Annotated in this window: 20 protein-coding genes and 1 riboswitch; of the genes, 11 read left to right on the forward strand and 9 right to left on the reverse strand. The window is 46.8% G+C overall.

Translation table 11 applies throughout. The features are described 5' to 3' along the window. Positions 1-56 precede the first annotated feature (56 nt). Positions 57-944 (reverse strand): ABC transporter ATP-binding protein, encoded by an 888-nt coding sequence (locus MH117_RS25255; protein WP_239333714.1) that lies wholly within the window; start codon positions 942-944, stop codon positions 57-59. A gap of 280 nt (positions 945-1,224) precedes the next feature. Between MH117_RS25255 and MH117_RS25260 the strand changes: the two genes are divergently transcribed. Next, positions 1,225-1,791 carry a hypothetical protein gene (locus tag MH117_RS25260; protein WP_239333716.1) on the forward strand — a complete coding sequence of 189 codons (567 nt, stop codon included), beginning with the start codon at positions 1,225-1,227 and terminating at the stop codon, positions 1,789-1,791. Positions 1,792-2,499: 708 nt separating this feature from the next. On the opposite strand, the gene MH117_RS25265 is transcribed toward MH117_RS25260, so the two are convergent. The 3 genes from MH117_RS25265 to MH117_RS25275 form a co-directional block, all read right to left on the reverse strand. Continuing rightward, positions 2,500-2,973, reverse strand: a complete 474-nt coding sequence (locus tag MH117_RS25265; protein WP_239333718.1) for a C40 family peptidase — start codon at positions 2,971-2,973, stop codon at positions 2,500-2,502. A 4-nt stretch (positions 2,974-2,977) separates the two neighbouring features. Continuing rightward, positions 2,978-3,121, reverse strand: a riboswitch (cyclic di-AMP (ydaO/yuaA leader). A 209-nt stretch (positions 3,122-3,330) separates the two neighbouring features. After that, a complete protein-coding gene (locus MH117_RS25270) occupies positions 3,331-4,188 on the reverse strand; it encodes a carbamoyl transferase (RefSeq protein WP_239333720.1) in 858 nt (285 codons plus the stop codon). Then, positions 4,152-6,134 carry a M1 family metallopeptidase gene (locus tag MH117_RS25275; protein WP_239333722.1) on the reverse strand — a complete coding sequence of 661 codons (1,983 nt, stop codon included), beginning with the start codon at positions 6,132-6,134 and terminating at the stop codon, positions 4,152-4,154. The genes MH117_RS25270 and MH117_RS25275 overlap by 37 nt, the downstream gene beginning before the upstream one ends. A gap of 156 nt (positions 6,135-6,290) precedes the next feature. Here MH117_RS25275 and MH117_RS25280 point away from each other — a divergent pair, with 156 nt between their 5' ends. Further along, positions 6,291-6,788: a YwhD family protein gene (locus tag MH117_RS25280; protein ID WP_239333724.1), complete on the forward strand. Its 498-nt coding sequence runs from the start codon at positions 6,291-6,293 to the stop codon at positions 6,786-6,788. Positions 6,789-6,989: 201 nt separating this feature from the next. Beyond that, entirely contained in the window at positions 6,990-7,190 is a 201-nt protein-coding gene (locus MH117_RS25285; protein WP_239333726.1) for a YwbE family protein, read from the forward strand. Positions 7,191-7,422: 232 nt separating this feature from the next. Here MH117_RS25285 and MH117_RS25290 read toward each other — a convergent pair whose 3' ends face one another. Further along, a complete protein-coding gene (locus MH117_RS25290; protein WP_239333728.1) occupies positions 7,423-8,046 on the reverse strand; it encodes a TetR/AcrR family transcriptional regulator in 624 nt (207 codons plus the stop codon). A 186-nt stretch (positions 8,047-8,232) separates the two neighbouring features. Here MH117_RS25290 and MH117_RS25295 point away from each other — a divergent pair, with 186 nt between their 5' ends. Then, positions 8,233-10,455, forward strand: coding sequence for an MMPL family transporter (locus MH117_RS25295; protein WP_239333730.1), 2,223 nt, complete (start codon positions 8,233-8,235; stop codon positions 10,453-10,455). A gap of 131 nt (positions 10,456-10,586) precedes the next feature. Here the strand turns inward: MH117_RS25295 and MH117_RS25300 are convergent, their stop codons facing one another. After that, positions 10,587-12,656 carry a transglycosylase domain-containing protein gene (locus MH117_RS25300; RefSeq protein WP_239333732.1) on the reverse strand — a complete coding sequence of 690 codons (2,070 nt, stop codon included), beginning with the start codon at positions 12,654-12,656 and terminating at the stop codon, positions 10,587-10,589. Between the two features lie 265 nt (positions 12,657-12,921). On the opposite strand from MH117_RS25300, the gene speE reads away from it, so the two are divergent. Together speE and speB are read left to right on the forward strand one after the other, a co-directional pair. Beyond that, complete coding sequence (gene speE / locus MH117_RS25305; protein ID WP_239333779.1) at positions 12,922-13,749, forward strand: polyamine aminopropyltransferase; 828 nt, start codon at positions 12,922-12,924, stop codon at positions 13,747-13,749. A gap of 16 nt (positions 13,750-13,765) precedes the next feature. Continuing rightward, a complete protein-coding gene (speB, locus tag MH117_RS25310) occupies positions 13,766-14,635 on the forward strand; it encodes an agmatinase (protein ID WP_239333734.1) in 870 nt (289 codons plus the stop codon). Positions 14,636-14,866: 231 nt separating this feature from the next. Here the strand turns inward: speB and MH117_RS25315 are convergent, their stop codons facing one another. Continuing rightward, a complete protein-coding gene (locus tag MH117_RS25315; protein ID WP_481857298.1) occupies positions 14,867-16,279 on the reverse strand; it encodes an alpha-L-fucosidase in 1,413 nt (470 codons plus the stop codon). Positions 16,280-16,554: 275 nt separating this feature from the next. Further along, entirely contained in the window at positions 16,555-16,824 is a 270-nt protein-coding gene (locus tag MH117_RS25320; protein WP_239333738.1) for a hypothetical protein, read from the reverse strand. A 321-nt stretch (positions 16,825-17,145) separates the two neighbouring features. Between MH117_RS25320 and MH117_RS25325 the strand changes: the two genes are divergently transcribed. Both MH117_RS25325 and argS read left to right on the forward strand, forming a co-directional pair. After that, on the forward strand, positions 17,146-17,655 hold the full coding sequence (locus MH117_RS25325) for a YwiB family protein (RefSeq protein ID WP_239333739.1): 510 nt from the start codon (positions 17,146-17,148) through the stop codon (positions 17,653-17,655). A gap of 38 nt (positions 17,656-17,693) precedes the next feature. Next, a complete protein-coding gene (argS, locus tag MH117_RS25330; protein ID WP_481857299.1) occupies positions 17,694-19,349 on the forward strand; it encodes an arginine--tRNA ligase in 1,656 nt (551 codons plus the stop codon). Between the two features lie 165 nt (positions 19,350-19,514). Here argS and MH117_RS25335 read toward each other — a convergent pair whose 3' ends face one another. Further along, positions 19,515-20,666, reverse strand: a complete 1,152-nt coding sequence (locus tag MH117_RS25335) for a S8 family peptidase (RefSeq protein WP_239333743.1) — start codon at positions 20,664-20,666, stop codon at positions 19,515-19,517. A gap of 388 nt (positions 20,667-21,054) precedes the next feature. Between MH117_RS25335 and rpoE the strand changes: the two genes are divergently transcribed. From rpoE to MH117_RS25350, 3 genes are all read left to right on the forward strand, one after another. Next, entirely contained in the window at positions 21,055-21,609 is a 555-nt protein-coding gene (gene rpoE, locus MH117_RS25340) for a DNA-directed RNA polymerase subunit delta (protein ID WP_239333745.1), read from the forward strand. A 509-nt stretch (positions 21,610-22,118) separates the two neighbouring features. Beyond that, positions 22,119-23,720 carry a CTP synthase gene (locus tag MH117_RS25345; protein WP_239333747.1) on the forward strand — a complete coding sequence of 534 codons (1,602 nt, stop codon included), beginning with the start codon at positions 22,119-22,121 and terminating at the stop codon, positions 23,718-23,720. 264 nt (positions 23,721-23,984) lie between these two features. Further along, positions 23,985-24,377: a response regulator gene (locus MH117_RS25350; RefSeq protein WP_275444838.1), complete on the forward strand. Its 393-nt coding sequence runs from the start codon at positions 23,985-23,987 to the stop codon at positions 24,375-24,377. Positions 24,378-24,512 lie beyond the last annotated feature (135 nt).

A 24,512-nucleotide genomic window follows, 5' to 3' on the forward strand; every position in this document is an offset into this window, starting at 1 on the left:
TGAATAAAATGACACCCTCATAGCATTAACGCTTCATATTTAGGTGTTCTGGCAACCTACTGTTGGTTTGTAATGATGCGGAACGCTTCCTCGAGCTTGGCAGATTGAACCTCCAGGTCATATATGCCCCAGTCTGCCTGGAGTAGTGTTCCGACTAATGTATCCGTTTCTTCAGCGTACAAATGAATTTTGTCTGCCCGCCGTTCGAATTTTACGATCCCTGGAAGCTGCATGAGCTGAGCATCAGACAAGCTGGATCCGGATCGGAATGAAATGGATCGCAGTGCGGATTGTGCCTTTAATTGTGCGGGCGTGCCCTCGGCCGCAATGCGCCCCGCAGCGATGATCGCGATGTGGTCAGCAACCGCGTCAGCTTCGGTCAAGTCGTGCGTGGTCAGCACGACGGTCCGGCCATCAGCGGCTAATGTTCGGATGGTATCCCAGAAGCGACCGCGAGCTTCAATATCCATGCCTACGGTTGGTTCATCCAACAGTATAAGTTCAGGATTTCCAGCCAGACTCTGGGCGAAAGCCAATCTTCTGCGCTGTCCGCCTGACAATGCAGATGCGCGGCGCTTGGCTTCTTGATGCAACCCTGAGAGGTCCAATAGGCGAGCTAATGAGAGTGGATTCCGGTAATAGCTGCGGAACAATTCCAGCACTTCTTTGACAGTCAGCCCATCAGCAGCTTTCACATCCTGCATCAATGCTCCTATGCGCTGGCGAATTTCTTTAGTCCCGGCGGGCATGCCCAACACGCTGATGCTGCCTGAGGTTGGCTTCTGCAAACCAAGAATCATAGATATGGTAGTAGTCTTACCGGCGCCATTTGGACCAAGCAATGCACTGATTTGTCCTTGATTGAAACATAAATTTATATCATTTACAGCGTGAAAGCTGCCATATTGCTTGCTAAGTTTGGTACACTCAATTGCGTATGTCATTTGTCATCACCCTTTGATTTATTATGTGTGCCGTTTATCGTGTGGCTATATTTGTATTGTAGTCTCACGAGTAATCGTCCGTTAGTGTACGATGTCATGAACTGCTAATGACAAATGTCAGAATCGGAAACTGTCCCGGTTCCAAACCGTAATAACGTACACAGGCTTATTTGATTCGGAATGAGCAAATGAACTTAAATTATTATTAAGTATTCATTCAGCTTGTCTTCATGTGCTGGCTTCATACTGAAGAAATTGCAGTTTGAAAGGAGGTGAGAATATGAAATGGACGACATCATCGGCGGTCGCCTGGTCTACAGCTATGATGCTGCTGCTTGCTTCTCCGGCAGCGGCGCAAAGCGAACATGCCGCTGCTGCATTTGCGAAGTCGCCTGAAGCGCGGGTTGTATTTGCATCAGGAGATGACACGGATTCTTCCCGCAAGAGTGAATCACAGGGCGGAGTACTAGCGTTGCTGCCAAGCTCCGCGACTTCGAAAGCAAGCAATTTGTCGGCACAATTAAATAAGAAAGATCACACAGAGAAGAAACAGCTGAACAAGGAGCAGGAACAGCTCCAAAGTCAGATAAAAGAGCTTCGGCAGAAGAAGCTTATATCGATTGCACAGAAATATGGTATTGTTGTCGAAAACAAGACATTTGAGCAAATACGTCATGAATTGCGACAAATAGTTGGACGTAACGGCAAAATGTTCCACGAGAAACATGTCGATAAGCATGCACGGCCTCAACAACACATGAGGGAACAAGTGAAGAAAAAGGTTGTGAATTCGGAGCATTTGAATACCGAACATACAGGGAGCAAGTTAAGGGAACAGCAGCAGTAATGGAGTCACAAGCTACGTGGTACATGAGACATTAAGTTGTCGTGGATTTTGAGGACTTAGGCTGGTAGTCGTGAATAAGATGTAGAGGCATGTTGGAAGAACGCCCAGCATGCCTCTTTGGGTTAAACGCCGTGCGGGGATGTAATGTTATATCCTACATTGTCAAAATCTGAGGATAAGTAGTAAGTAGGGTTTACGAAAGGTGACTCTACAGTGAAATGATATATCACCCTTTTCAAGGCTAGTAGAAACGAGTTGGCACCATCGTTATATGTAATGTGCGTGGCGTGGTGACTAGGAAGTTAGAGAATTAATTATTGCAGGTATATCGATATCACGGTGATGGAGCTAGTTCCTGATTAGGACAACAAGAGAAGAAGCGTGATTCATCTTCAGGTTCACGTGTTAATTATCATATAAGGGTGCTAGACCTGGGAATGGACAGGGAGAATGATGGTTAGCATGCTTCTCTTCAGCTAGATGCCCATATAGCAGTCAGAAGAACAGGGAAACATGGCAAGTGTAAACCCATTTTATACAGATTTATGTTTATAATTGTCGTCTTTTTCCTGTATTAATTTGTGCAGGACCATGGCTTCTTAGTTGGCACGTTTCAGTTTGGCGTGCATACAGTGTATAGAACAGTGCAATATAAAAGCCCGACAGGCTGCATGAGGCAATCCATCGGGCTTTCGGTATAATATTCTATTATTTCTCGTAAGAAGCAAAGCTATCATATTGCTTCGAGCTGAGAATGCGCTTAGCACCAACATAACGCTTCTCATAATAATCCATGCTCAGATCGTCGACACGTGTTCCTTTGCTTGTCGAAGCGTGGGCGAATTGACCGTTGCCTACATAAATGCCGACGTGGGAGATTCCGCTGCCACTAGTATTGAAGAATACCAAGTCTCCAGGGCGTAGTTCGTCTTTTTTTACTTTGTCGCCAACTTCATACTGGGAAGAAGACGAACGAGGCAATTCAACATCGAATTTGTCAAAAACATACTTTACAAATCCAGAGCAGTCAAACCCCTTCGTTGTAGTTCCACCATACTTGTAGTCGATACCCATCAAATCTTGGATAGTGTTGTCCATCTTCGTTGCGGCGAATGCGCTACCTGTTCCGATCGAGAACAGTAAGCTCAGACCGACCACCGCAGTGACCAACTTCTTCTTCAATTGGAAAAGCTCCTTCCGTGCCTGCGAGGTTAGCTGGAGGGTTCGGTTGAAGGTTCCCTATGATCTCTGCATAAGCAAGATCAATTCACCCAGTATTAATGGTTCCCCCGCTTCCCGGATGTGTACGGGAATTTGGCCTATTGGATCACATCAGATTCCGTTACTTCTGATTACAAAATTGCAAGAACTAAGTGTCTTTCATGACAAAGTTGTAACAATCTAAGCCTTATTTTAGCAGACCTTTTTTACTTTGACAAACACTTTTTGTCCGGAAACGCCAAAAAAACGCGCTTAAACCTCGAGAAAAGGCTTAAGTAAGCGTTTTTTTGGCGAAAAAATATTTAGAAAGGCCGAAATTTACGGTTTCCGATGATTCCATGCGTGATAACGGCTAGAAAGACTCCATAATTTCAAAAATGCGCGTAATGCAGGATATGCCTGCTGTAAAATGAGTGCGGTCATGCCGGTCCATAACATGGCGGCGGTTGTCACTAATGTACTGCATACTAGTGAGATAAGCACAAATAGGAGCGACAATCCAATGACAGGCAGAACGTGAACGATGCCGTTTTTTAGTGCATGCAACAGCGACATGTCTGACCCAGCGCCGAATTGCAGAAATAAAAACAAATGATGAAGCAGCCAACCTCCAACCAGCCAAGCGAGACTAACAGGAAGAGCACCAGTTAATAGCATCTGCCAGCTTGGATTAGAAGCAAGTACTTCGGCCAGATAAGGGATGGCCCAATAGGCGGGAGCAAGCATCAAGGCCGTTTCCAGAAGATACAATAAAGCAAAAGGTTTCCACACTGCTGCGATTCCCCTGAAAAAGGTCAATCCCGATTCCGTTCGGTGATTAGCCATTGAATAGCAGATGCCAGCATGAATGATCGGTGTGAGCAGCATCCGTACCGCAATAAAAGCGACTATGATCCAGAGGTACGGTGTATAGGTAGACGTTTTAGTTAATTGGAACTGGGATTCCAATAAGAAGAGTTGTGAACTCATCTCCGTAGGAGCTGGGCTCGGATACCGGCGAAGTATTGGCATGATGACGGAATCCATAAAGCGAAATAATAGAAATCCCCACAATAACTGATATAGAAATAGGATGATCCAGATGTATAAATGGTCTTTAAGCCAGTCCCACCCTGCGCGCATATGCAGCTTCATGTCCATCACCACCCCAATACGTTTGTTATCACTTCCAGCCATTTGACGGCTACCCAATTAACGCGCGTGCGCACCGGTTCTTCAATTTGAGCACGCATATAGTTGTTAATGTGACGATTCTCTACCATGATCGTATAGAGAGGATCGATCATTACCCATGCGAGCGGGGAGGAATGACTGAGCTTATATTGGATGCGGTCGCCTTCCACAGACCATACTTTACGAGTTGTACTTCCGTCTGCAAATTGAAATACGATCGGTACGTTCGGGTAGTCAGCACCGTTCTTTTGAATATTTACCGTTGCTTCATAACGTGGCGTTCCTCCTTCATTAAAGGTGCGGGTATGGATGCTCTCGACGGAAAAGTCAGCCATCTTCTGCCCGTATATATACTGATTAAAGAAGTCGGTCCATTTACGGTTGGTCACCAATTCTACGATACGTTGAAAGTCTGCTGTGGTCGGATGTTTAAAGCGATATTTTGTTGTATAGATTTTCAGAATACGCTGCATCGTCTTTTCTCCAACCTGCTTTTCTAAGGCAAGCAGCACAAGCTTAGAGCGATAGTATACGTTTTCGGCATAATGGTTCTGATTTTTGTATTGCCACGCATGCTGTTTGAGTGGAGCGGGATCGGTCATATAACTTGCTTGTACCGCCAAATTAGGTGTCACACCGAATTCCGACTCCATTAACTTATCCTCGGCATAGGAGGTGAAGCCCTCGTCGAGCCAAGCCTCCTCGAATTCATTGGACGCCAGCAGCCCATAGAAATATTGGTGTCCGATCTCATGGACGACCGTTCGTTCCAAGTCATAACCGGGGCTTTCATCATCTGCACCGAATGCGGTTACCAGTGTCGGGTATTCCATTCCACCTGCCCCGTTAGCCTCTTTTGGGGGGACTACAATGGAAAGCGTTGAATATGGGTATTCACCGTACCATTCACTAAACTTGGTGAGTGCGGCTTTTGCGGCAAAGAAGTAACGTTCTTTCAACTGTTCGTGTTTAGGGTCAAGGTAGAGTTTAATACGAACACCCGGCACGTTAGCTGATGAGAACGGTTCTTCCGCATAGACAAAGTTCGGAGAGGCCGACCACGCAAAGTCATGCACATCGTCTGCATAGAATTGATACGTTTTGGTTCCATCTCCGAATACAGGTGTTTTGGTTGGAAATCCGGTTGCTGCTACGATGTAAGAGCTAGGAACTTGTATCCTGACGTTAAAAATACCAAAGTCGGAATAAAACTCAGAGTTGCCGTGGTACTGGTGCAGATTCCACCCTTCCGCGGCTCGTCCACGAATACCAGCTTTCTCATACGCGGCCAGCTTAGGGAACCATTGACCAGCCATGACAAATTGGTTAGTAGCTCCCATGCGAGCGAAGACTTTAGGGAGCTTGACTTCAAATTTGAGTTTAAGCGTAATTTTGTCCAAGCCTTTGACAGGCTGCGGCAATCGCAGCTTAGCCAGAGTCTTGTCCTTGATGTTGCCGTCATCAGGCTGAACGAACTCCAGACGGTTCATCAATGATAGCCCGTCTACCGTTTGCAACGACGTAATCTGCATGCTTCCGTATCCATCCTGCGGCATACGGTCCTCTCGCAGCATGCCGCCGGACTCTTTCATAAAGGTGGTATCCGCAGAAGCGAATGCATTTGGGTACAGGTGGAAGTAAAGCTCATTTACCGTTCTTTTGCCTGGGTTGGTCCATGTGACGGTCTGTGTGGCATAAAGGGTCTTGGACGTCTCGTCCAATCGGACCTCAATGTGGTACTCCGAAACCCGCTCACTGCGGGCCTTTGGTGTGACAGCTTGAATCTGCTGCGGCGTAATCGGCTCACTTATCTTGGTCTTCCCCTGCGTCACTTCTGGACCGAGGGAGGGCAAGGGCTGTGTAGGCGTGAGCCATTGCGTAAGCAGGATACCAACTGTGATAAATACGAGTGAATAGAGGAGTGAGCGATAGGCATTGCTTCGAGTCATCCGATTCTTACCTCCCGTTGACAAGCATCTACAGCATGTATATGTTGGCTTTTTACAGAATATTAGCTAAAATGAAAATGATTTTGATTCCAGCCTAGGCTTGGTTTCCTGGTAGGAATGGGAACGATAGAGAGGGCGAGGAAGGAGAATAATATAATGGAACAAGAAAAGAAGGTAAAAAAGCCGCTTGCACTTAACGTCGTAAGCAGTGGTAAGCATAAAGGCTTCGGTGCGGGCAGCATCGATCTGAATAATGTGTCTCCTGTCATGATCGAAGGAGGACGCGCCTACATTGATATTGGCGCTATGCACGCTAAGAGTAAGCTGGAACGCGGCATTAAGTTCTCTATGAACAAAGAAGATGTGCCTAACGGACGTCAATGCTGGATTGTATGGGTGGCAGTTGACCGCAACGCCGAGGGTGGATTTTATGCAGGGCTGACAGCTTGCGAGATGCTGGTGGATGCTGAAGCGAGACGTGGATGGAAAGTGCTCGCGGAGCATGTTAATAAGATGGATTCTGCCATGAAACGCCGTGTTATGCTTGATGGGCTTGGCCAAGAAGAGTTAGGATTACTGCGCGAGCTGCTGCAAACACATAATGAGGAATGGTGGACTAACACATCTGACGAGGTTAAAGCGGCACTAGTGTAGTCATACTAGAAGTAATATCGTACAAGAGGGATGCTGGAGCGTCGTGGAGCCGATGCAAAGGCTCCTTCTTTTTTTGAGGTAAGCTGATATGAGGATTAGAGAACGGATGATGTAGTCTGATGCAGGAGACACCTCATCTTCAATTATCCATATTTACAGCTTGTAGACGTCGACAATGAGATGATGGGAAGTGAAATGAACATGAGTGGTAAGTTGCGTGCTGACATCAGGCCAGGTCTAGAAGTTGATATCGTGCTAAAGCAGGATCAACGTACAGGCAAAAGAACGCGGGGCATTGTAAAGGATATATTGACCAACTCCCCGCAGCATCCGCACGGAATTAAGGTAAAGCTTACAAATGGGATGGTTGGACGTGTGCAGGAGATTATTCAGCCTAAGTAATTCACGTTCCGTTTGTAAGTGTCGAAGGCAGCTTGCAGTATTTGGGCTACTGCTGTGCCACGCTGCGTACATAGTACCCACGCTCAAAAAGCCGTGAACTCCACTAGAAGGTGGTGTTTACGGCTTCTTTCATTAAAGCTGCAAGTGCGGTTATTGCTCAAAGGGCGTGACTACCATCAACAAGGTTACATGATACGAGATCTAATTTCAAAAAGGCTCAGGGCATCGGCCATCAACCATTCGTAGGAATTGATATGCCTGACCAGAACATGTCAACAACGGCTTCTGCCAGCTGTTGCTTAGATGCGTACAATTGAACGGCGCTGTCTCGATTACCTAACATCACAAGCGCAGAGAAGGCGTGAGCCATCATCATTGCATTACCGGCTCGAATAATCCCCTGGCCTATGCTTATCTCAAAATATTCGGCCAGCAGATCATGTATATGCTGCTCCGCCTGTCGGATTTGCTCCATCTGCTCGGTAGACAGTTGAGCCTCGGCTTCACGCATCATCGTTTCCATATCCACATGAGACTGTTGCATTTTGGATACTGCAATAGCCTGAAGTTGTTCTTTGAAGCTAACAGGCGCCAACAAGTGCTGCTGGGTAAAATAATGTCCCTTCTCTAACACTTGAACGACAGCAGCTGTAAACAGTTCTGCTTTATTGGAATAGTAATAATAAATAGTAGCTTTTGTGACAGCGCAGGCTTTAGCAATAAGCTGCAGCGAGATGGCTTCAAAGCCTTGCTCCATAAACATTCGTGCTGCCGTCTGTACAATCACGGTCTGCAGAGGTGTGCCATGGTCATCCAATCTTGGTCTACCCGGTCTGCGTGGGCGTTTCGAGTTCATATCGATACGAAGCTCCTTTATAACGTTAACATCAGTACTCTGTTTATTATACTGGTAACGTATCTATTCACATATAGTTTAATGAAAGATGTAAAATAAGGATTGCCAATTAATTAACCTTCCGGTATATATAATATTATAAATTTTTTCTCTCAAGGGAAATGAATATAGGAGGATTAGGATACGATGGAACAGAAACGCGGAATAAGCGGATGGGTATCTGGTCCGCGCGGTCAATGGATCACTTTGATCATTTGGATTATGATTGTCGCCGTGTTGAATGGGGTGTGGCCATCCGTAAAGTCGCAGGAGCAAAATAGTGCGGCCAATCTTGCAGCAGATACCCCGTCAGTGCAAGCCACTCTGGTTGCGGAACGCGAGTTCCCTAGCAAAGCGGGTACACCAGCTCTGCTTGTCTGGAAGCGAGCAGGGGGATTAACGCAGGAAGATCTGAAGGATTTGCAGTCGCTGACTAAGCAATGGGAAGCTAGTCCGCTTCCTGACCAGACAGCGGTCATGCCTTTGCATAAGCTGCCACTCCCTGCGCTGCAAGCGCAGTTATCAAACGATAAGAGCACACTGGTACTTCCCGTTTTGTTCAGTAAGGAAGCGGATGTGGGACAACTCAAGGAAGCTGTTGCACAATTAAAGCAGCAGGCAGCCGCCCAATTTGGCAGCAACCCATTTGGTGAATCTGTTGATTCGACTGAAGCATTAAGTGCCAGAGTTACTGGGCCTGTTGGTATTTCCATAGATGCGACAGGTCTATTTATGAATGCTGACGTTTCTTTGCTAATTGCAACTGTGCTGCTCGTATTGGTCATTTTACTGCTAATTTACCGTTCGCCGATGCTGGCACTAATACCACTTATTGCTGTTGGCTTTGCCTATGGTGCAGTTGGACCTATGCTCGGATTTATGGCGCAGCAGGGTTGGATAACGGTTGATGCGCAAGCGATCTCTATTATGACGGTGCTTTTGTTTGGAGCGGGAACAGATTATTGTCTTTTCTTAGTGACGCATTATCGACATTTGCTAGCTCATGTTTCCGATAAGCGACAGGCATTAGTGCAAGCCTTGAAGGGCTCTTCCGGCGCTATTGCGATGAGTGGATTTACAGTTGTGATCTCATTATTAGTCCTGCTGCTGGCGAAGTATGGCGCTTATTATCGCTTTGCTATTCCTTTTAGCTTATCTATTTTAATTATGGGCATCGCAAGCTTAACGCTTGTTCCAGCATTGCTTGCTATTTTTGGAAGAGCATCATTTTATCCGTTCGTTCCCCGGACGCCTGAGATGGAAGAAGATCGTGCCAAACATAGAGGCAAACCTGTTCGGAATAAGAAGGCTAATAAATCTTCCGGCTGGATTGGTCGGGTTGTGGTGACACGTCCTTGGACGATAATAGCTATTACAGTTCTGCTGTTAGGCGGGCTGGCGGGTTTGTCTACGCGAATCCAATACACATACGACATCTTATCTTCTTTTCCTTCTACGATGGAATCAAGAGAAGGGTTTAAGGTGATCGGAGATCAGTTCTCCGAGGGGGAGCTGGCCCCTGTGAACATAATGATTGATACAGAGGGTAAAGAGGTTTCTTTGCAAAATGAGCTGGATTCACTGCCTTACATCGATCAAGTATCTGCCCCACAGAAAGGGCAGAACAACGAGCATATGTTAGCGTATAGCGTAGAACTAAGCTTGAATCCGTATTCGCTGGAAGCAATGAACCATATCCCGGAAATCCGCGCAGCGGCGGAGGCTGCTTTGCTGGCGTCAGGGATTGATGGCGTGGAGCAAAAGGTGTGGATAGGCGGCCAGACGGCCACTCAATACGACACGGAATTCGTTAATGACCGAGATACGATCATTGTCATTCCCGTTGTCATTGGTTTAATCGCACTGCTTCTGCTCTTCTATTTACGTTCTATCGTGGCAACCGTCTATTTAATTGGTACTGTTGTACTTTCCTATTTTTCCGCGTTGGGATTAGGCTGGCTGATCCTGCACTATGGGTTTGGCGTAGAGGCCATTCAAGGAGCGATCCCATTGTACGCGTTTGTATTTTTAGTAGCGCTTGGAGAGGACTACAATATATTTATGGTGTCGCGCATCTGGCAGAAGAGCAAGGAAATGCCGATTAAGCAAGCGATCCGTGAGGGTGTTAACGAGACTAGCTCCGTGATTACTTCTGCGGGAATCATATTGGCTGGAACCTTTGCTGTGCTGGCTACGCTGCCTATTCAGGTGCTGGTGCAGTTCGGCACGGTTACCGCGCTTGGAGTACTGCTGGATACGTTTATTGTACGTCCCTTTATGGTTCCTGCCATAACGGCGGTACTGGGACGACGAGCATTTTGGCCAGGCAAGCTTAGCCGTGTAGAGGAGCAATCCGCAGCAACGGATTAAGGGCATAAATGAAACGGAAACTGCTCTGTCTGACCTAATTCCCATAACAACATAAAGGCCGTCAAACGAGAGTTAAACTTTTAGTTCAGCTCATGTTTGACGGCCTTCGCTTGTATCAGGCTCATTTTACCTCAACCAGTCCACCAGCGCTTCAAATGTCTCCACCAGGATTGCTTCTCTGTAGCATCCGCTGGCTTGCCCTCAGGCTGCTTCTGCTCTGGTGGATTGCCCCCAGGGTGAAGTCCGCACCATTCTGTGGGCTCCGTGCCGCGAACAAACGTCTCAAGACGCTTGTTTACACACCCTTCACCAGCGAGCTTGCCCGAATCGGAATCAATATAGACACTGACGACACTGTCTGGAATCGTAAAGAGCTTAGGAGGTACACTTTCCAGCGCTTTCTCGGTATATTCGGCAAAAATTGGGGCCGATAGGTGCGCATCTGTAGTCGTAATCGTCTTCCCCTTGTCATATCCGACCCAGACTGCTGTAGACAGCTCTGGCGTATAGCCTACTATCCACGAATCACTGTCTGTTGTACCGGTCTTGCCAGCTACCGGCCGTTTGATCAGCGATGAAACACGATTGCCAGTACCTCCTGCTTCAAATACACTTTCCATAAGGTTGGTTAATACATAAGTCGTACCTGAATCTACAATTTGAACAGGCTTTAAAGTTGCTGCTTGATAGATCACACGTCCGGTCCGATCCGTTACGGCTAATACGGCCCTAGGCATCATCTTATTGCCATCATTGCTTAGCACAGCATAGACTGAGGCCATTTCATAAGGGCTGACAGGGTAAGTGCCAAGTGCTAAGGAAGGCACGGGCTTCATATCGGCATGAATGCCGAGGCGCTTGGCCATCTCTATCACTTTGTCTGGTCCAATCTGCATAATCGTATTCACGGCAAAGATGTTGTCCGAGGCAGCAATTGCCTGACGGAGATCGATATCTCCGTAATATTTGCCGCCAAAGTTGCTCGGACTGTAGGTCTTGCGGCCTTCATCGTAGCTGAAGGATGTCGGCTGACTGGTAAAGCGTGAGGCTGCCGTGAGCTGTTTTTGCTCAAGCGCCGTCAAGTACACGATTGGCTTAAACGCAGATCCTGGCTGCCGTGTATTTGCGAATACGCGGTTAAACTGATTCTCACGATAGTTTTTGCCGCCAACCATTGCCTTGATATCGCCTGACCGTGGATCAATCGAGACAAGGGCTGCTTGCAAATCGCCTGACGATGGAATATTCTTGGCGACGGCTGCCTCTGCTGCTGCTTGTGCGCGTGCATCCAGAGTGGTGTAAATACGGAGGCCGCCTGATTCGATCTCGTCCTCCGTTAAGCCAAGTGCATACAATTCCTTGCGTACATAGTCACGGAAATAAGGGGCTACAAGTGTATCCGAGCGTTCTTCCTTTGTTCGAAATCGAAGTGTAGCGTTGTAAGCTACATCGGCTTCGTGTTGTTGAATGGCTCCTGTCTCCACCATATTTTGCAGCACAATTTTTTGCCGATCCTTCGCATTTTTCATATTTATCCAGGGCGAATAATAACTTGGACCACGCGGTATGCCGGCTAGCATGGCACTTTCGGCGAGCACGAGCTCCTTCGCAGACTTGCCAAAATACATCCTGGCAGCAGATTCAATGCCATACGCACCATGGCCATAATAAATTTGGTTTAAGTACATCGCTAAAATATCATCCTTGCTGTGCTTCATTTCAAGCTGCAGTGCAAAGAGTGCTTCTTTCGCTTTTCGTTTCCAAGTTCGTTCGTGTGTCAAATACATGTTGCGGGCCAACTGCTGGGTTAATGTACTTGCTCCCTGCTTGGTAGAAAGGTGCTCCAGATTGACAACAGCCGCTCTTGCGATCCCATAGATATCGATCCCAAAATGATTGTAAAACTTGCGGTCCTCGGTCGCTAACGTGGCTTGAACAAGGGCAGGCGCAATATCCTGGATGCTCACAGATTGCTGCAGCGTTTGTCCTGAGGCTAGCAGCGCGAGAGGCTTGCCACTACGGTCCAGCAGCTCCGAAGATTGCTGCAGTTGGGATTCTGGCAGGTCTGTCATATACAAGTAACCAAGCGTGCAGGCGGCTGATCCGATCCCGAGTGCAATAAACACTCCCAATATATTAAGAACGGTACGCCAGCGTTTCTTCTTGGTTTTGGTTGCTGCTCGTTTGAGTATGTCGCTCATGCCCGCCGTCTCCTTTTATAACCAATGACAAATGTTAAATGGTTGCTCTATCTCATCAGTATGGAAAAGGAATCGACAGGATATTCCAAACAAAATAATAATTATTGTGTGAAATAGTTGCATTTTGGGGGGGATTATATATAATACATTTGTTTGGTGCAATATGGAGAAGAAGTGTTACGAATGTTACACAGGAACCATTACGAGCATTTCGCTGGACCAACGATACCATCACCGGTCACCGGAAGAAAGCAGGTTGATTATTATGGAATTGTGGTATACAGAGAAACAAACGCCGAACTTCGGCATTACGGCTAAGATCCGTGAGACGTATGTAAATGAACAGACGCCGTTCCAGCATTTAGTTATGCAGGAAACCGAAGAATTTGGACGCATGCTCGTATTGGACGGCATGGTAATGACAACGGTTAAAGACGAATTTGTCTATCATGAGATGGTTGCCCATCCTGCACTGTTTACTCATCCCAACCCTAAGCATGTGCTTGTCGTAGGCGGCGGAGACGGCGGTGTTATCCGTGAAATTATGAAGCACCCGTCCGTTGAGAAGGCCGTTCTTGTTGAAATTGACGGAAAAGTCATTGAGTATTCGAAGCAGTACTTGCCTGAGATCGCAGGCGAACTTGATAATCCGCGTGTAGAAGTCATCGTTAACGATGGTTATATGCACATTTTGAATAGCAAGAACGAGTACGATGTTATTATGGTTGACTCCACAGAGCCAGTAGGTCCTGCGGCTCCGCTCTTCGAACGCGGCTTCTACCAAGGCATTTATGAGGCACTGAAGGAAGATGGCTTGTTTGTAGCACAGACGGACAACCCTTGGTTCAAAGCGGATCTGATTCAGCAAGTGAACCGCGATGTGAAGGAGATCTTCCCGATCGTGCGTGTGTACGGTGCGAACATTCCGACTTACCCAAGCGGCTTGTGGACGTTCACTATGGGCAGTAAGACATATGATCCGTTAAAAGTGGACGCAGACAGCATTGCTGAGATCGAAACTAAATATTATTCTCCACGGTTGCATCATGCAGCGTTCTGCCTGCCTAAATTCGTGGAAGATTTGACGAAATAAGCAGGGAGGCATCAAGATGCGCTTAGATCAAAGATATTCCGGCAACGTATTTATATTAAGCTCTGACGACTACGAGAATTCCAAAGCTGTCATTTATGGCATGCCGATGGATTACACAGTATCATTCCGCCCTGGTTCCCGTTTCGGCCCTGGTCGAATTCGCGAGTCATCTGTTGGGCTGGAGGAATACAGCCCGTATCTCGATAAAAGTCTTGAGGACATCACATATTTTGATGCAGGTGATCTGCTTCTGCCTTTCGGTAATGCAGCGCGTAGCTTGGACATTATCCAAGAGTACATTGCAGGCCTAATGAAAGACGACAAATTCCCGGTAGGCTTAGGCGGGGAGCATCTGGTTTCCTGGCCAGTCTTCCAAGAGGTATACAAGAAGTACCCGGATTTGGCAATTATTCATATTGATGCTCACGCCGACCTGCGTGAGAACTATGAAGGTGAGCCGCTCTCTCACTCCACTCCAATTCGTAAAGCGGCGGAGATGATCGGCAGCAAGAACATTTACCAGTTCGGTATCCGTTCCGGTTCGCGCGAGGAGTGGGAATATGCGCGTGAGAACATCAATTTTTATCCGTTTGAAGTAGCTGAACCGCTTCGCAAAGTATTGCCAGACTTGTCAGGGCGTCCTGTTTACGTGACGATCGACATCGATGTGCTTGATCCGAGCTGTGCCCCAGGTACGGGGACGGCTGAGATTGGCGGCATTACAACCAAGGAACTGCTTGAAGCCGTGCATCTAATCGCAGGTTCGCAAGTAAATGTGGTAGGATGTGACCTCGTTGAGGTTGCACCGATCTATGATCCGACGGAGCAGACACCGATTGCGGCAAGTAAGATTATCCGCGAGATGCTGCTTGGATTTGTAAAGTAAGAATAAGGGACTGTTGTACACCTTCCATTGGAAGGTGGCGCAGTCCCTTTTTTTTATTGAAAAAGCTAGAGGCGTTTCTAGTTGGGCAAGAAAAAGAGTCCCTCTTGTGTTGAGGGACTTTTTCTATATATCTTTATGATCTGGGTCTAAGCGGGTTACAGGTGTGAGGGCTATGAGACCCCTTATTAAGACATTGAAATGATGATTACATCATTCACTACTGTGTTATTCTTATTCATTAGCAGCTAGGATACGGAAAACATGCGCTAACGGTGCAGAATCGTTGCTTAACTCGGATGGAGGAAGCTGTATCCGCAATCCCTCTTCTAAGCATTCAAAGTGAAGGGGATCGCTTGAACCAAGCAGATTAACACGGCCGACTTCACCTGAGTACGGAAGTGTTACTGACGTCTTTACAACGCTATCATCGGATGGATAGCGATAGAAGCCGTAGACGGTGTCTCCTTTGCGAGTAAAGGCGCAGTGCTCTGTGTAATATGGTGCACAGATACGCGTGCCATAGATCGCTTCTCCGTTCACTTTCAGCCATTCTCCTAAGCCCTTGATGCAGTGAATTGCACCTTGGGGGAACCGTCCGTCAGGCTGTGGCCCGACGTTGAGGGCCAAGTTGCCGCCCTTGGAGACCACTTCTATTAAGAGGTGTACCAATTGGCGAATGGATTTGTATTCATCATCGTATTTATAGGAGAAGGAAGTTCCCATGGTAATACAACTTTCCCAAGGCACCTGCAAAGCTGCTGAAGGAACGGTCTGCTCAGGTGTAATGATGTTCTCGTAAGGGCCTCCAACCGTACGATCTGCAGCGAGCAGCCACGGCTGTGTCTGGCGTGCACGCTCGACGACTTCACCGAGCCGGATATCTTGCGGCATACGGCGGCTTTCCGCACATACCCAGCCTGCGTCCAACCACAAGACGTCAATGCGTCCGTATTCAGATAGAAGTTCCATAATCTGCTCGTGTGTGAACTGCACAAATTGCTCCCACAGCTCAGGGTGCTGCTCTGGATGATAGGAGGGCCCGCGCCAAGTCGGATTGCTTCGTTCCATATCAGGCGCCCAATAGTAGGGTGTATTCCAATCCGCTTTAGAGAAATAAGCAGCAATCCCTAGCCCACGGTTACGGAAAGCATCGAATACATGCCGGCAAATATCCGCGTAGTGATGGTTGCGGAAAGGCGACTCAGAACCGGTAATGCGGTAATCGGTTGTTTTTGTATCCCACATGCAATAACCGTCGTGATGTTTCGTTGTAAAGATTAAATACTTAAACCCGTTATCAGACGCAAGCTCTGCCCAGGCATCAGGCTGGAGGCGAATAGGGTTAAAGGTTTTGTTCAAGTCCCAGTATTGTTGTTTAAATGTTTCTCCGTCTTGTTCCCAATCGATGCCATCACGGGCCCAATCTGCATCATCATCGCTTAACGCCCATGACTCTACAATTCCAAGCTGAGAATAAGTACCCCAGTGCATCATTAGACCAAGCTTCTGATCTTGGAACCATTCCAATTGCGCAAGGAGCTGCGGGTTGTCAGGTCGTACCCATTCACTTTCTTGGCTAAAGGTATGCACTCCAGCCTCTACTGCTTGCACTTCTTGTGCATTTGCGTCGCTCATGTAAATCATCCTCCTGAGATGTGATCATCATCCAAGCATCATCATAACGATTATGAGTTATCGGTATCTCAAATTTACAGTTCTATTATAATAGAAAAGCGCTTTCAAATGATAGTGCTAATGATAATCTTTTAGATATCGATATCATTTTTTAATCATAAATTGATTTGCTCGATCCATTTAGAAGAGGAGGCGTCTAGTCAAAATGTAGTATGAAGCTAGTCAAATAGGAGAAAATAAAAAAGGGAGTTGCCGGACACTAACATGTGGCAATTCCCTTATATTTACCTTGTCAGCATAGCAGAATGAGTGCGTCTAGAGGCTGTGGCATGCGAGGTAAGCTTTGTATAGCGAATAAGCATATAAATAAATAGCCCAATAACCGGCGTAATTGCCGCGATAAGGGTAATCATCAGTGTAAACAGTATCGAGCGTTCAATGCGAATGCTGTCCACAAAGATCCATAACACGGATACTAGGTGAAGACCAAGTAAAGTTAGCAGTAGGATATCCTGATTAAGGGTTACCCATGAGACAATCATAGTCCATTGCATTGATGTCAGCTCCCGTCCGTTCAAGTTTCTTTAGCAAATGTGACGCAAGCACAAATGTTAGGTACTTCATTTTATCTATTTAAAATTATAAGGCAGACCATGAAGAACATCCATAGATTTACTATTGAGGTGTCTTACAATATTGTAAGCTTCTGCAATTTGCGGCTCGACAACTGTGGCCTGCCCAAATTGTAAGTAAAGTTGATTAGTGAGAATAGGGCTTTATTTTAAAGGAACAACGCGGCAAAAGAGGTTGCAAAAGCAGCGCCTTTCCTAGATAATTGTTGAATCAGACTTTACTTGAGATAGGGAGTAGCAATGATGATAGGACAACGTTCAGATAAGCAGCGTGTTCGTATTCATGTGACGAGCAGGCAGCAGCATGAATGTGTTGAGCTGCATGTTGATGGTGACTTGTATCATAAAGGCAACAGTATCTATATTCGATACATTGAACCTGCCCCTGAAGAGAATCAGGCAAAGAGGCAAGGCGGCTCTTCTCAACCTTCAGCATTATTGACAGATACGACTGTTATGTTAAAACTGAGTGCCAAGGAGTGGAAGCTGTCACGACGAGGAAATGTGCAATCGGAGATGTCATTTGCAATGGAGCGTTCGCTTCAAGGCACTTATATATCTGAGGTACTACGCTTTCCTCTGGAGACTCGAACACGTCGAATGGAACGCAGGGATGAACCTATAAGATTATCAGATGGCTCTGAGACTTTGTTTCCGTCTTATATCAGCTGGTCGTATGATCTATATATAGAAGAAAAATGTACGGGGCAATTTGAGATTGAGATGCGGCTGGAACCCGCGCACGAAAATTGAGGAGGAACCATTTCATGAGTAACGGTGTAATTGAACAGATGAATGCTGCGGTAAAGATGGCAATCGAGGAGTCTATATTAAAGTCAGGTATAGTGACGCGGGACGAATTGCCTGCCTTTGTTATCGAGGTGCCGAAGGATAAGACACATGGAGATTTGGCCACTAACGTGGCGATGCAATTGACACGTATCGCGAAGCGTAACCCTCGTCAGATTGCGGAAGCTATCATTGAGAATTTGGATAAGGCTTCTGCATCCATCCAAAGTGCAGAGATTGCTGGTCCGGGCTTTATTAATTTCCGTGTAGATAAAAGTTATTTGTATGGCGTCGTGGGTGAAGTGGCCGCACAAGGTGCGGATTACGGCCGCAGCAATTCTGGTGAGGGTCAAAAGGTGCAAATGGAATTTGTCAGCGCGAACCCAACGGGAAGTCTTCATCTTGGACATGCACGTGGCGCGGCAGTAGGAGATGCGTTATGTAATGTGTTGGACTTTGCCGGTTACGAAGTAACGCGCGAATACTATATTAATGATGCCGGCAATCAAGTTATGAATCTCGCTTATTCAATAGAGGCTCGTTACAAGCAGGCGCTCGGTCAGGATGCTGAGATGCCGGAAGATGGATATCATGGCGAAGATATTAAGGGCTTTGCGCAGGAATTGGTAGCTCAAGAAGGAGAACGCCTGCTTCAGCTATCGGACGATGAGCGGATTAAATTTTTCCGTACTTACGGCTTGAATAAGGAGCTTGATAAGATCAAGCGTGACTTAGGTCGATTTAATGTTCAATTTAATTCATGGTTTAGTGAAACTTCTTTGTACGAAAATGGCGAGGTTATCAAAGCACTCGAAGCACTTAAAGAAGGCGGAAAAGTCTTCGAAGAAGAGGGAGCAACGTGGCTGCGTACAACGGACTTCGGCGACGACAAAGATCGCGTGCTCGTGAAAAATGACGGATCTTATACGTATTTGACGCCTGACGTAGCTTATCACCGTGATAAATACGCGCGTGGTTACGATCGTATGATTAACATTTGGGGTGCAGACCACCACGGCTATATTCCGCGGATGAAAGCGGCTATGGAGGCCCTCGGCAATGATTCGAACAAGCTAGTAGTACTGATTGCTCAGATGGTCAGTCTGTTCCAGGGCGGCGAGAAAGTGAAAATGTCCAAGCGTACTGGTAAAGCTGTGACGATGGAAGATCTCATGGATGAAGTAGGCGTGGACGCAATCCGTTATTTCTTTACGATGCGCTCAATGGATTCACACCTTGATTTTGATATGGATTTGGCTGTATCTACTTCGAATGAGAATCCGGTGTTCTACGTGCAATATGCGCATGCACGCGCATGCAGCATTTTCCGTCAGGCCGAGGAGCAGCAAGTAGTTGTGAAGCCGCTTAGCGAGGTGAACCTCACTGCCTTGACGACAGAACATGAATTTGCTTTGCTCCGCAAGATGGGGGAACTGCCGGATGAAGTAGACGTTGCTGCACGTGAATATGCTCCGCATCGCTTGATTCGTTATGTATACGAGCTAGCTTCGCTGTTCCACAGCTACTACAAAGCAGAACGCGTCATCACGGAAGACGCGGAACAGACACAAGCGCGTCTTGCGTTGCTGGGTGCTGTTCGCACGGTGCTGGCGAACGTGCTGCGTTTGGTCGGCGTATCTGCGCCGGATCGTATGTAATTGAACAGTACACAAGGCCCTGTCTCAGATAAGAGACGGGGCCTTTATGTACTGTTCAAGTGTTACAGACATCATGAGGTGTGCACATCTGAGATTCACTGCCCCACAAAATGTCGTTACTTTTGGTTTAATGTTGGTTATTGTCTTGTTGCAGTATCGCCTATTTTATACATTCGCCTCTCGTAGAAGACGAGCAATGTCAATCTCCCCCGCGATACGGAGGGCATTCTGCCTATTCGTACGGGAACGGGTCGGATTAGCGGTACGCTTTAGCAGTACTTTAATCTCATTAGGCTTTAATCCTGGTTTTATCGCCAGCAGAAGCGCAATGGCACCGCTGACGTGTGAGGTTGCCATAGAGGTACCGCTCATTTCATGGTATTTGCCTTTTAGCCATGCAGACACAATCTTTTCGCCAGGCGCGTATATATCTACAAAGCTGCCACGATTGCTAAAGGGTGCAATATGTCGATTACGGTCGGTTGCGCCTACCGATATTGTCTGACTGTAACGTGCAGGGTAATCGATTGATTTACGCTTCGAATCGTTGCCGGATGAAGCAACAATCGTAACCCCTGCGTTATAGGCATTTGTGACGGATTGCAGCAGCGATTTGCTGCGCGACTTCATGCCAAAGCTCATGTTGATCACTTGTACTTTGTTGCGGACACACCAATCAATACCTGCAACGATATCAGATACGTATGCCGATCCGTTTATATCGAAGGCTTTGACCGGATGTATGAGCGCGCGCGGCGCAATGCCAATGATACCGTACATTTGGTTGGAAGCGGCGATTGTGCCAGCAATATGCGTGCCATGCCCATTGTCGTCTCGAGGAGGCAGGCCACGATGCACCAGATTAATACCAGACAGCAGCGAATGACGAAGGTCGGGGTGCTTGTAGTCCGCGCCTGTATCAATAACACCAATAAGAACACGGTGTCCTGTTGTGGAGCTCCAAGCCTGGGGGGCTTTGACCTGGCGTACTCCCCAAGGAATGCCGCGTTCCCAAGATACCGGCTTATGGGAAGCGGCATGCATGTTAATTCGGATATCTTCTTCTACGAACAATTCACGTTCGTATGACGCCCATTTCTCTTGTGATTGAGTCGGAAGCATGCAGCGAAAGCCGGTCAGCAGCGGTTCATCACGGACTTGAGCAAGCAGCGGCTCATCTAATGAAGTGATACGCAGCCCTTCGCGGCATTGTTCATAGAGGTGGCGCTCCTGAAAGCGAATGAGATGTGGGCATGTGTCTTGTCCGTCAGAAGAGAGCTCTTGCAGCAATAGCTGGAGAAAGGCAGATACATCCAATGTGGAGTCCCCTCCCGACAGTTCCTTGTGCAGTATCGTATGCGTACACGATGAGGGTGGACTGGTATAGCAGCCTTTTTTCATAAAGATAGGCCGTCTTCCGTGTCAAAGTGAGGGCGGATACATAATATGGAGTAGAGCCAGCGAAGGGCTCTGCACGCCATGGTCGAAGGCGTTGTACGTCTTCGATTGCGGATACAGTCGAACGCGGAGGAGGTCCCTTCGCGTTTCTTAATTTCTACATAAGGCGTAAATCAGGACTCAGGTTGGACAAGTGTGCGAAGAAAACTTGCATTTTATCGGCAAATCGGTTTTACTTATGTGTGAACATGGATATGTTTGTAGATAAACATGCCGTAAATGAACACTTGTGAGAGGATGTGTAAGTATGAGCACACCGTTGGATTTGAAGCTAGATCCTGACAAAGTGCATGAAATGCCGATGGTGGATTTAGCTTTTATGATATTGAAAGCAGCCAACACGCCTTTCTACTACCGCGATCTAATGAATGAAGTTGCGAAGCTCCGCGGTCTTTCGGAGGAGCAGATTCTGGATGTTATCGCTCAGTTATATACGGAAATTAATATTGATGGCCGTTTCGCTTGCGTAGGAAGCAACATGTGGGGCCTGAAGCGTTGGTATCCGGTGGACCGCTCTGAAGAAGCGTTGGCGGGTGGTGCGAAGCGTCCGCGTATCATCAATGATGATGACGACGAAGATGAGGATATCTACGTGGAAGAAGACGACACGTACAGTGGCGATGAAGACTTCGACTACACGGACGAGGATAGTGAAGAAGAAGAACTGTACGTTGATGAAGACGAAGCTGAAGTGGATGAAGAAGAAGAAGGCATCTTGGAAGATGAAGAGCTGGATGAAGAAGAATCCGACGAAGATGAGTCCGAAGATGAATATGAAGATGGAGACGAAGCAGAGCGTTAAGCTCCTTTGTTTGCAGCTCAATAAGTGCCGTCTGTTCCGGTATGTCATGACATGCGGAGTCAGGCGGTATTTATTTTGTTAAGGGGCACCTTGTGCCATGATCCGATAGAAATTATGCTCTTTTTAGCAGAAGCGAGGGCTCCTCACATGAGATGAAAGGGGTCTTTTGCGTCGTCAAATGCTTCCAATTTTAATGAGCCTTAATTCCTTGACATGGGACAACTGAACAGTTAAACTAGCATATGGGCTTTGGATTTGTAGTTAATTAAATAATAGAGTTATTCGAAAGTGCCCCGTGACTACGGGAGTCACTTTTTTGTTTTTTTAAGGTATTGATTTGTGGAAATGAGGCAGTTGAAGCGCAATTATAATCGTTTTTAATTCGCATCAATTTTTCGCCTGCAAATGGGTTACGATATCATTATGCAATTCACCATCGAACCTGATTCGCAATCAAAGCCTCCCGAGAACTTGTCATGAATGCACTTGATCATAGGAGGGTTTCACCAGTGACAAAATATATTTTCGTAACGGGTGGCGTCGTATCATCTTTGGGTAAAGGGATTACGGCTGCATCCCTGGGTAGACTGTTGAAAAATCGAGGCTTAAAAGTAACGATTCAAAAGTTTGACCCATACATCAATGTGGATCCAGGCACAATGAGTCCTTACCAACACGGAGAAGTGTTTGTAACGGATGATGGCGCGGAGACGGATTTGGATCTGGGGCACTATGAGCGCTTTATTGATATCAATTTGTCTAAGAACAGCAATGTAACAACTGGTAAAGTGTACTCTTCGGTTATCTCCAAAGAGCGCCGTGGCGAATATTTGGGCGGAACAGTTCAAGTAATCCCCCACATTACCAATGAGATTAAAGAACGTGTTTTCCGAGCAGGTAAGGAAGCAGGCTCCGATGTTGTTATTACGGAGATCGGTGGAACAGTTGGGGACATCGAAAGCTTGCCATACTTGGAAGCTATTCGTCAGATCAAGAGTGACGTTGGCCGCGATAATGTGATGTATGTACACGTTACGTTGATGCCTTACATTAAGGCAGCAGGCGAAGTGAAGACTAAGCCTACTCAGCATAGCGTTAAAGAGCTGCGCAGCATCGGTATCCAGCCGAACATGCTTGTGCTTCGTACGGAGCGTCCAATTACAGAGGATATGAAGCGTAAGATTGCTTTATTCTGTGATATTGACGGGAATGCCGTAGTAGAGTGCCGTGACGCCTCTACGCTGTACGAAGTACCGCTTATGCTTCGTGACCAAGGTATGGATGAGTTCGTAGTCAACCACTTGAAACTGCAAACCCCTGCCCCGGATATGGCCGATTGGGAGAAGCTTGTACAACGTGTGAAGTCGCTTGAAGAGCAGGTTGAGATCGCAATTGTTGGTAAATACGTAGAGCTTCATGACGCTTATTTGTCAATCGTTGAAGCCTTGGCTCATGCTGGTATTGAGGCTAATTCCGAAGTGAAGATTCGTTGGGTGAACGCAGAGGAAATTACAAGCGAGAATGTCGCACAAGAATTGAATGGTATTCATGGTATATTGGTTCCAGGTGGCTTTGGTGATCGGGGTATCGAAGGAAAAGTTACGGCTATTCGTTATGCGCGTGAGAGCAACACACCATTCTTTGGCATTTGCTTAGGTATGCAAGTTGCCGTTATTGAGTATGCTCGCTCCGTAGTGGGCTTGAGTGGAGCGAATAGTTCGGAAATTAATCCGGCAACAGAATACCCTGTCATCGATCTACTCCCAGAGCAGAAGGATATTGAAGATTTGGGCGGTACGATGCGTCTTGGTCTCTATCCATGTAAGATTCAGGAAGGCTCTTTGGCTATGACTTGCTATAACGATGAGCTTGTATATGAACGTCATCGTCATCGTTATGAATTTAACAACGAGTATAGAGAAGCTGTTGAGCGTGCAGGTCTTAAAATTACAGGAACATCCCCAGACGGTCGTTTGGTGGAGATTGTGGAATGCCCTTCGCATCCATGGTTCTTGGCAGTACAGTTCCATCCAGAGTTTACATCTCGTCCGAATCGTCCGCAGCCATTATTCCGTGAGTTTGTTAAGGCGGCATTGGCGTATCGCGGCTAATATACCTATAATGAGATACGGTTTATAAATAAAGAGCACCTCTCTTAGAAGAGGTGCTTTTTTTATGTATGGACATTACCTCATTTTCCAAAGTCTTTCATTAGATTTCCTGCCATAAGGAGGAATTTTATTAATTAACGCGAATAATTTAGGGATGCGGCTCCAAAATTTATTATTTTTTCAGGAGACCAACTTATATTGGTGAGGCGAGATAGTGATTGCTCACAACTGCTCGCTTGTGATACATGGTGGGAGGGGTACCAGTTGGATAAGAAGAAAGTGTTGATCGTGGATGACCAGAACGGTATTCGTGTTCTTCTCATGGAAGTATTCAGCAGTGAAGGGTATACGACGTATCAAGCTTCGAATGGCAAGATTGCTCTCGAAATCGTGCGGGATGAGGTACCTGACATTGTGCTGCTTGATATGAAGATTCCAGGAATGGACGGATTGGAAATTTTAAAACAGATTAAGCAGATGAAGCCCCATATGAACGTCATTATGATGACGGCTTATGGCGAGTTGGACATGATTAAGGAAGCGACTGACCTAGGCGCTTTAATGCATTTTACGAAACCGTTTGACATTGATGAAATGAGAGTAGCTGTTAATATGACGCTTGAAGGTTCGGCCCCCTCTATTACGCTGCCATCTTAAGATCACAAAGCGAGGGGATTTGCGCTGCTGCTCAGCAGGCCGTAAAGATCACATATCATTCACATTTGTATCTGATTTACCGATAGCTGGGCATAGCCCGGCTTCTTTGTCTGCCGTTCAATATACCCGCTAATG

This window comes from Paenibacillus sp. ACRRX (assembly GCF_022346885.1).
Taxonomy (GTDB): domain Bacteria; phylum Bacillota; class Bacilli; order Paenibacillales; family Paenibacillaceae; genus Paenibacillus_B.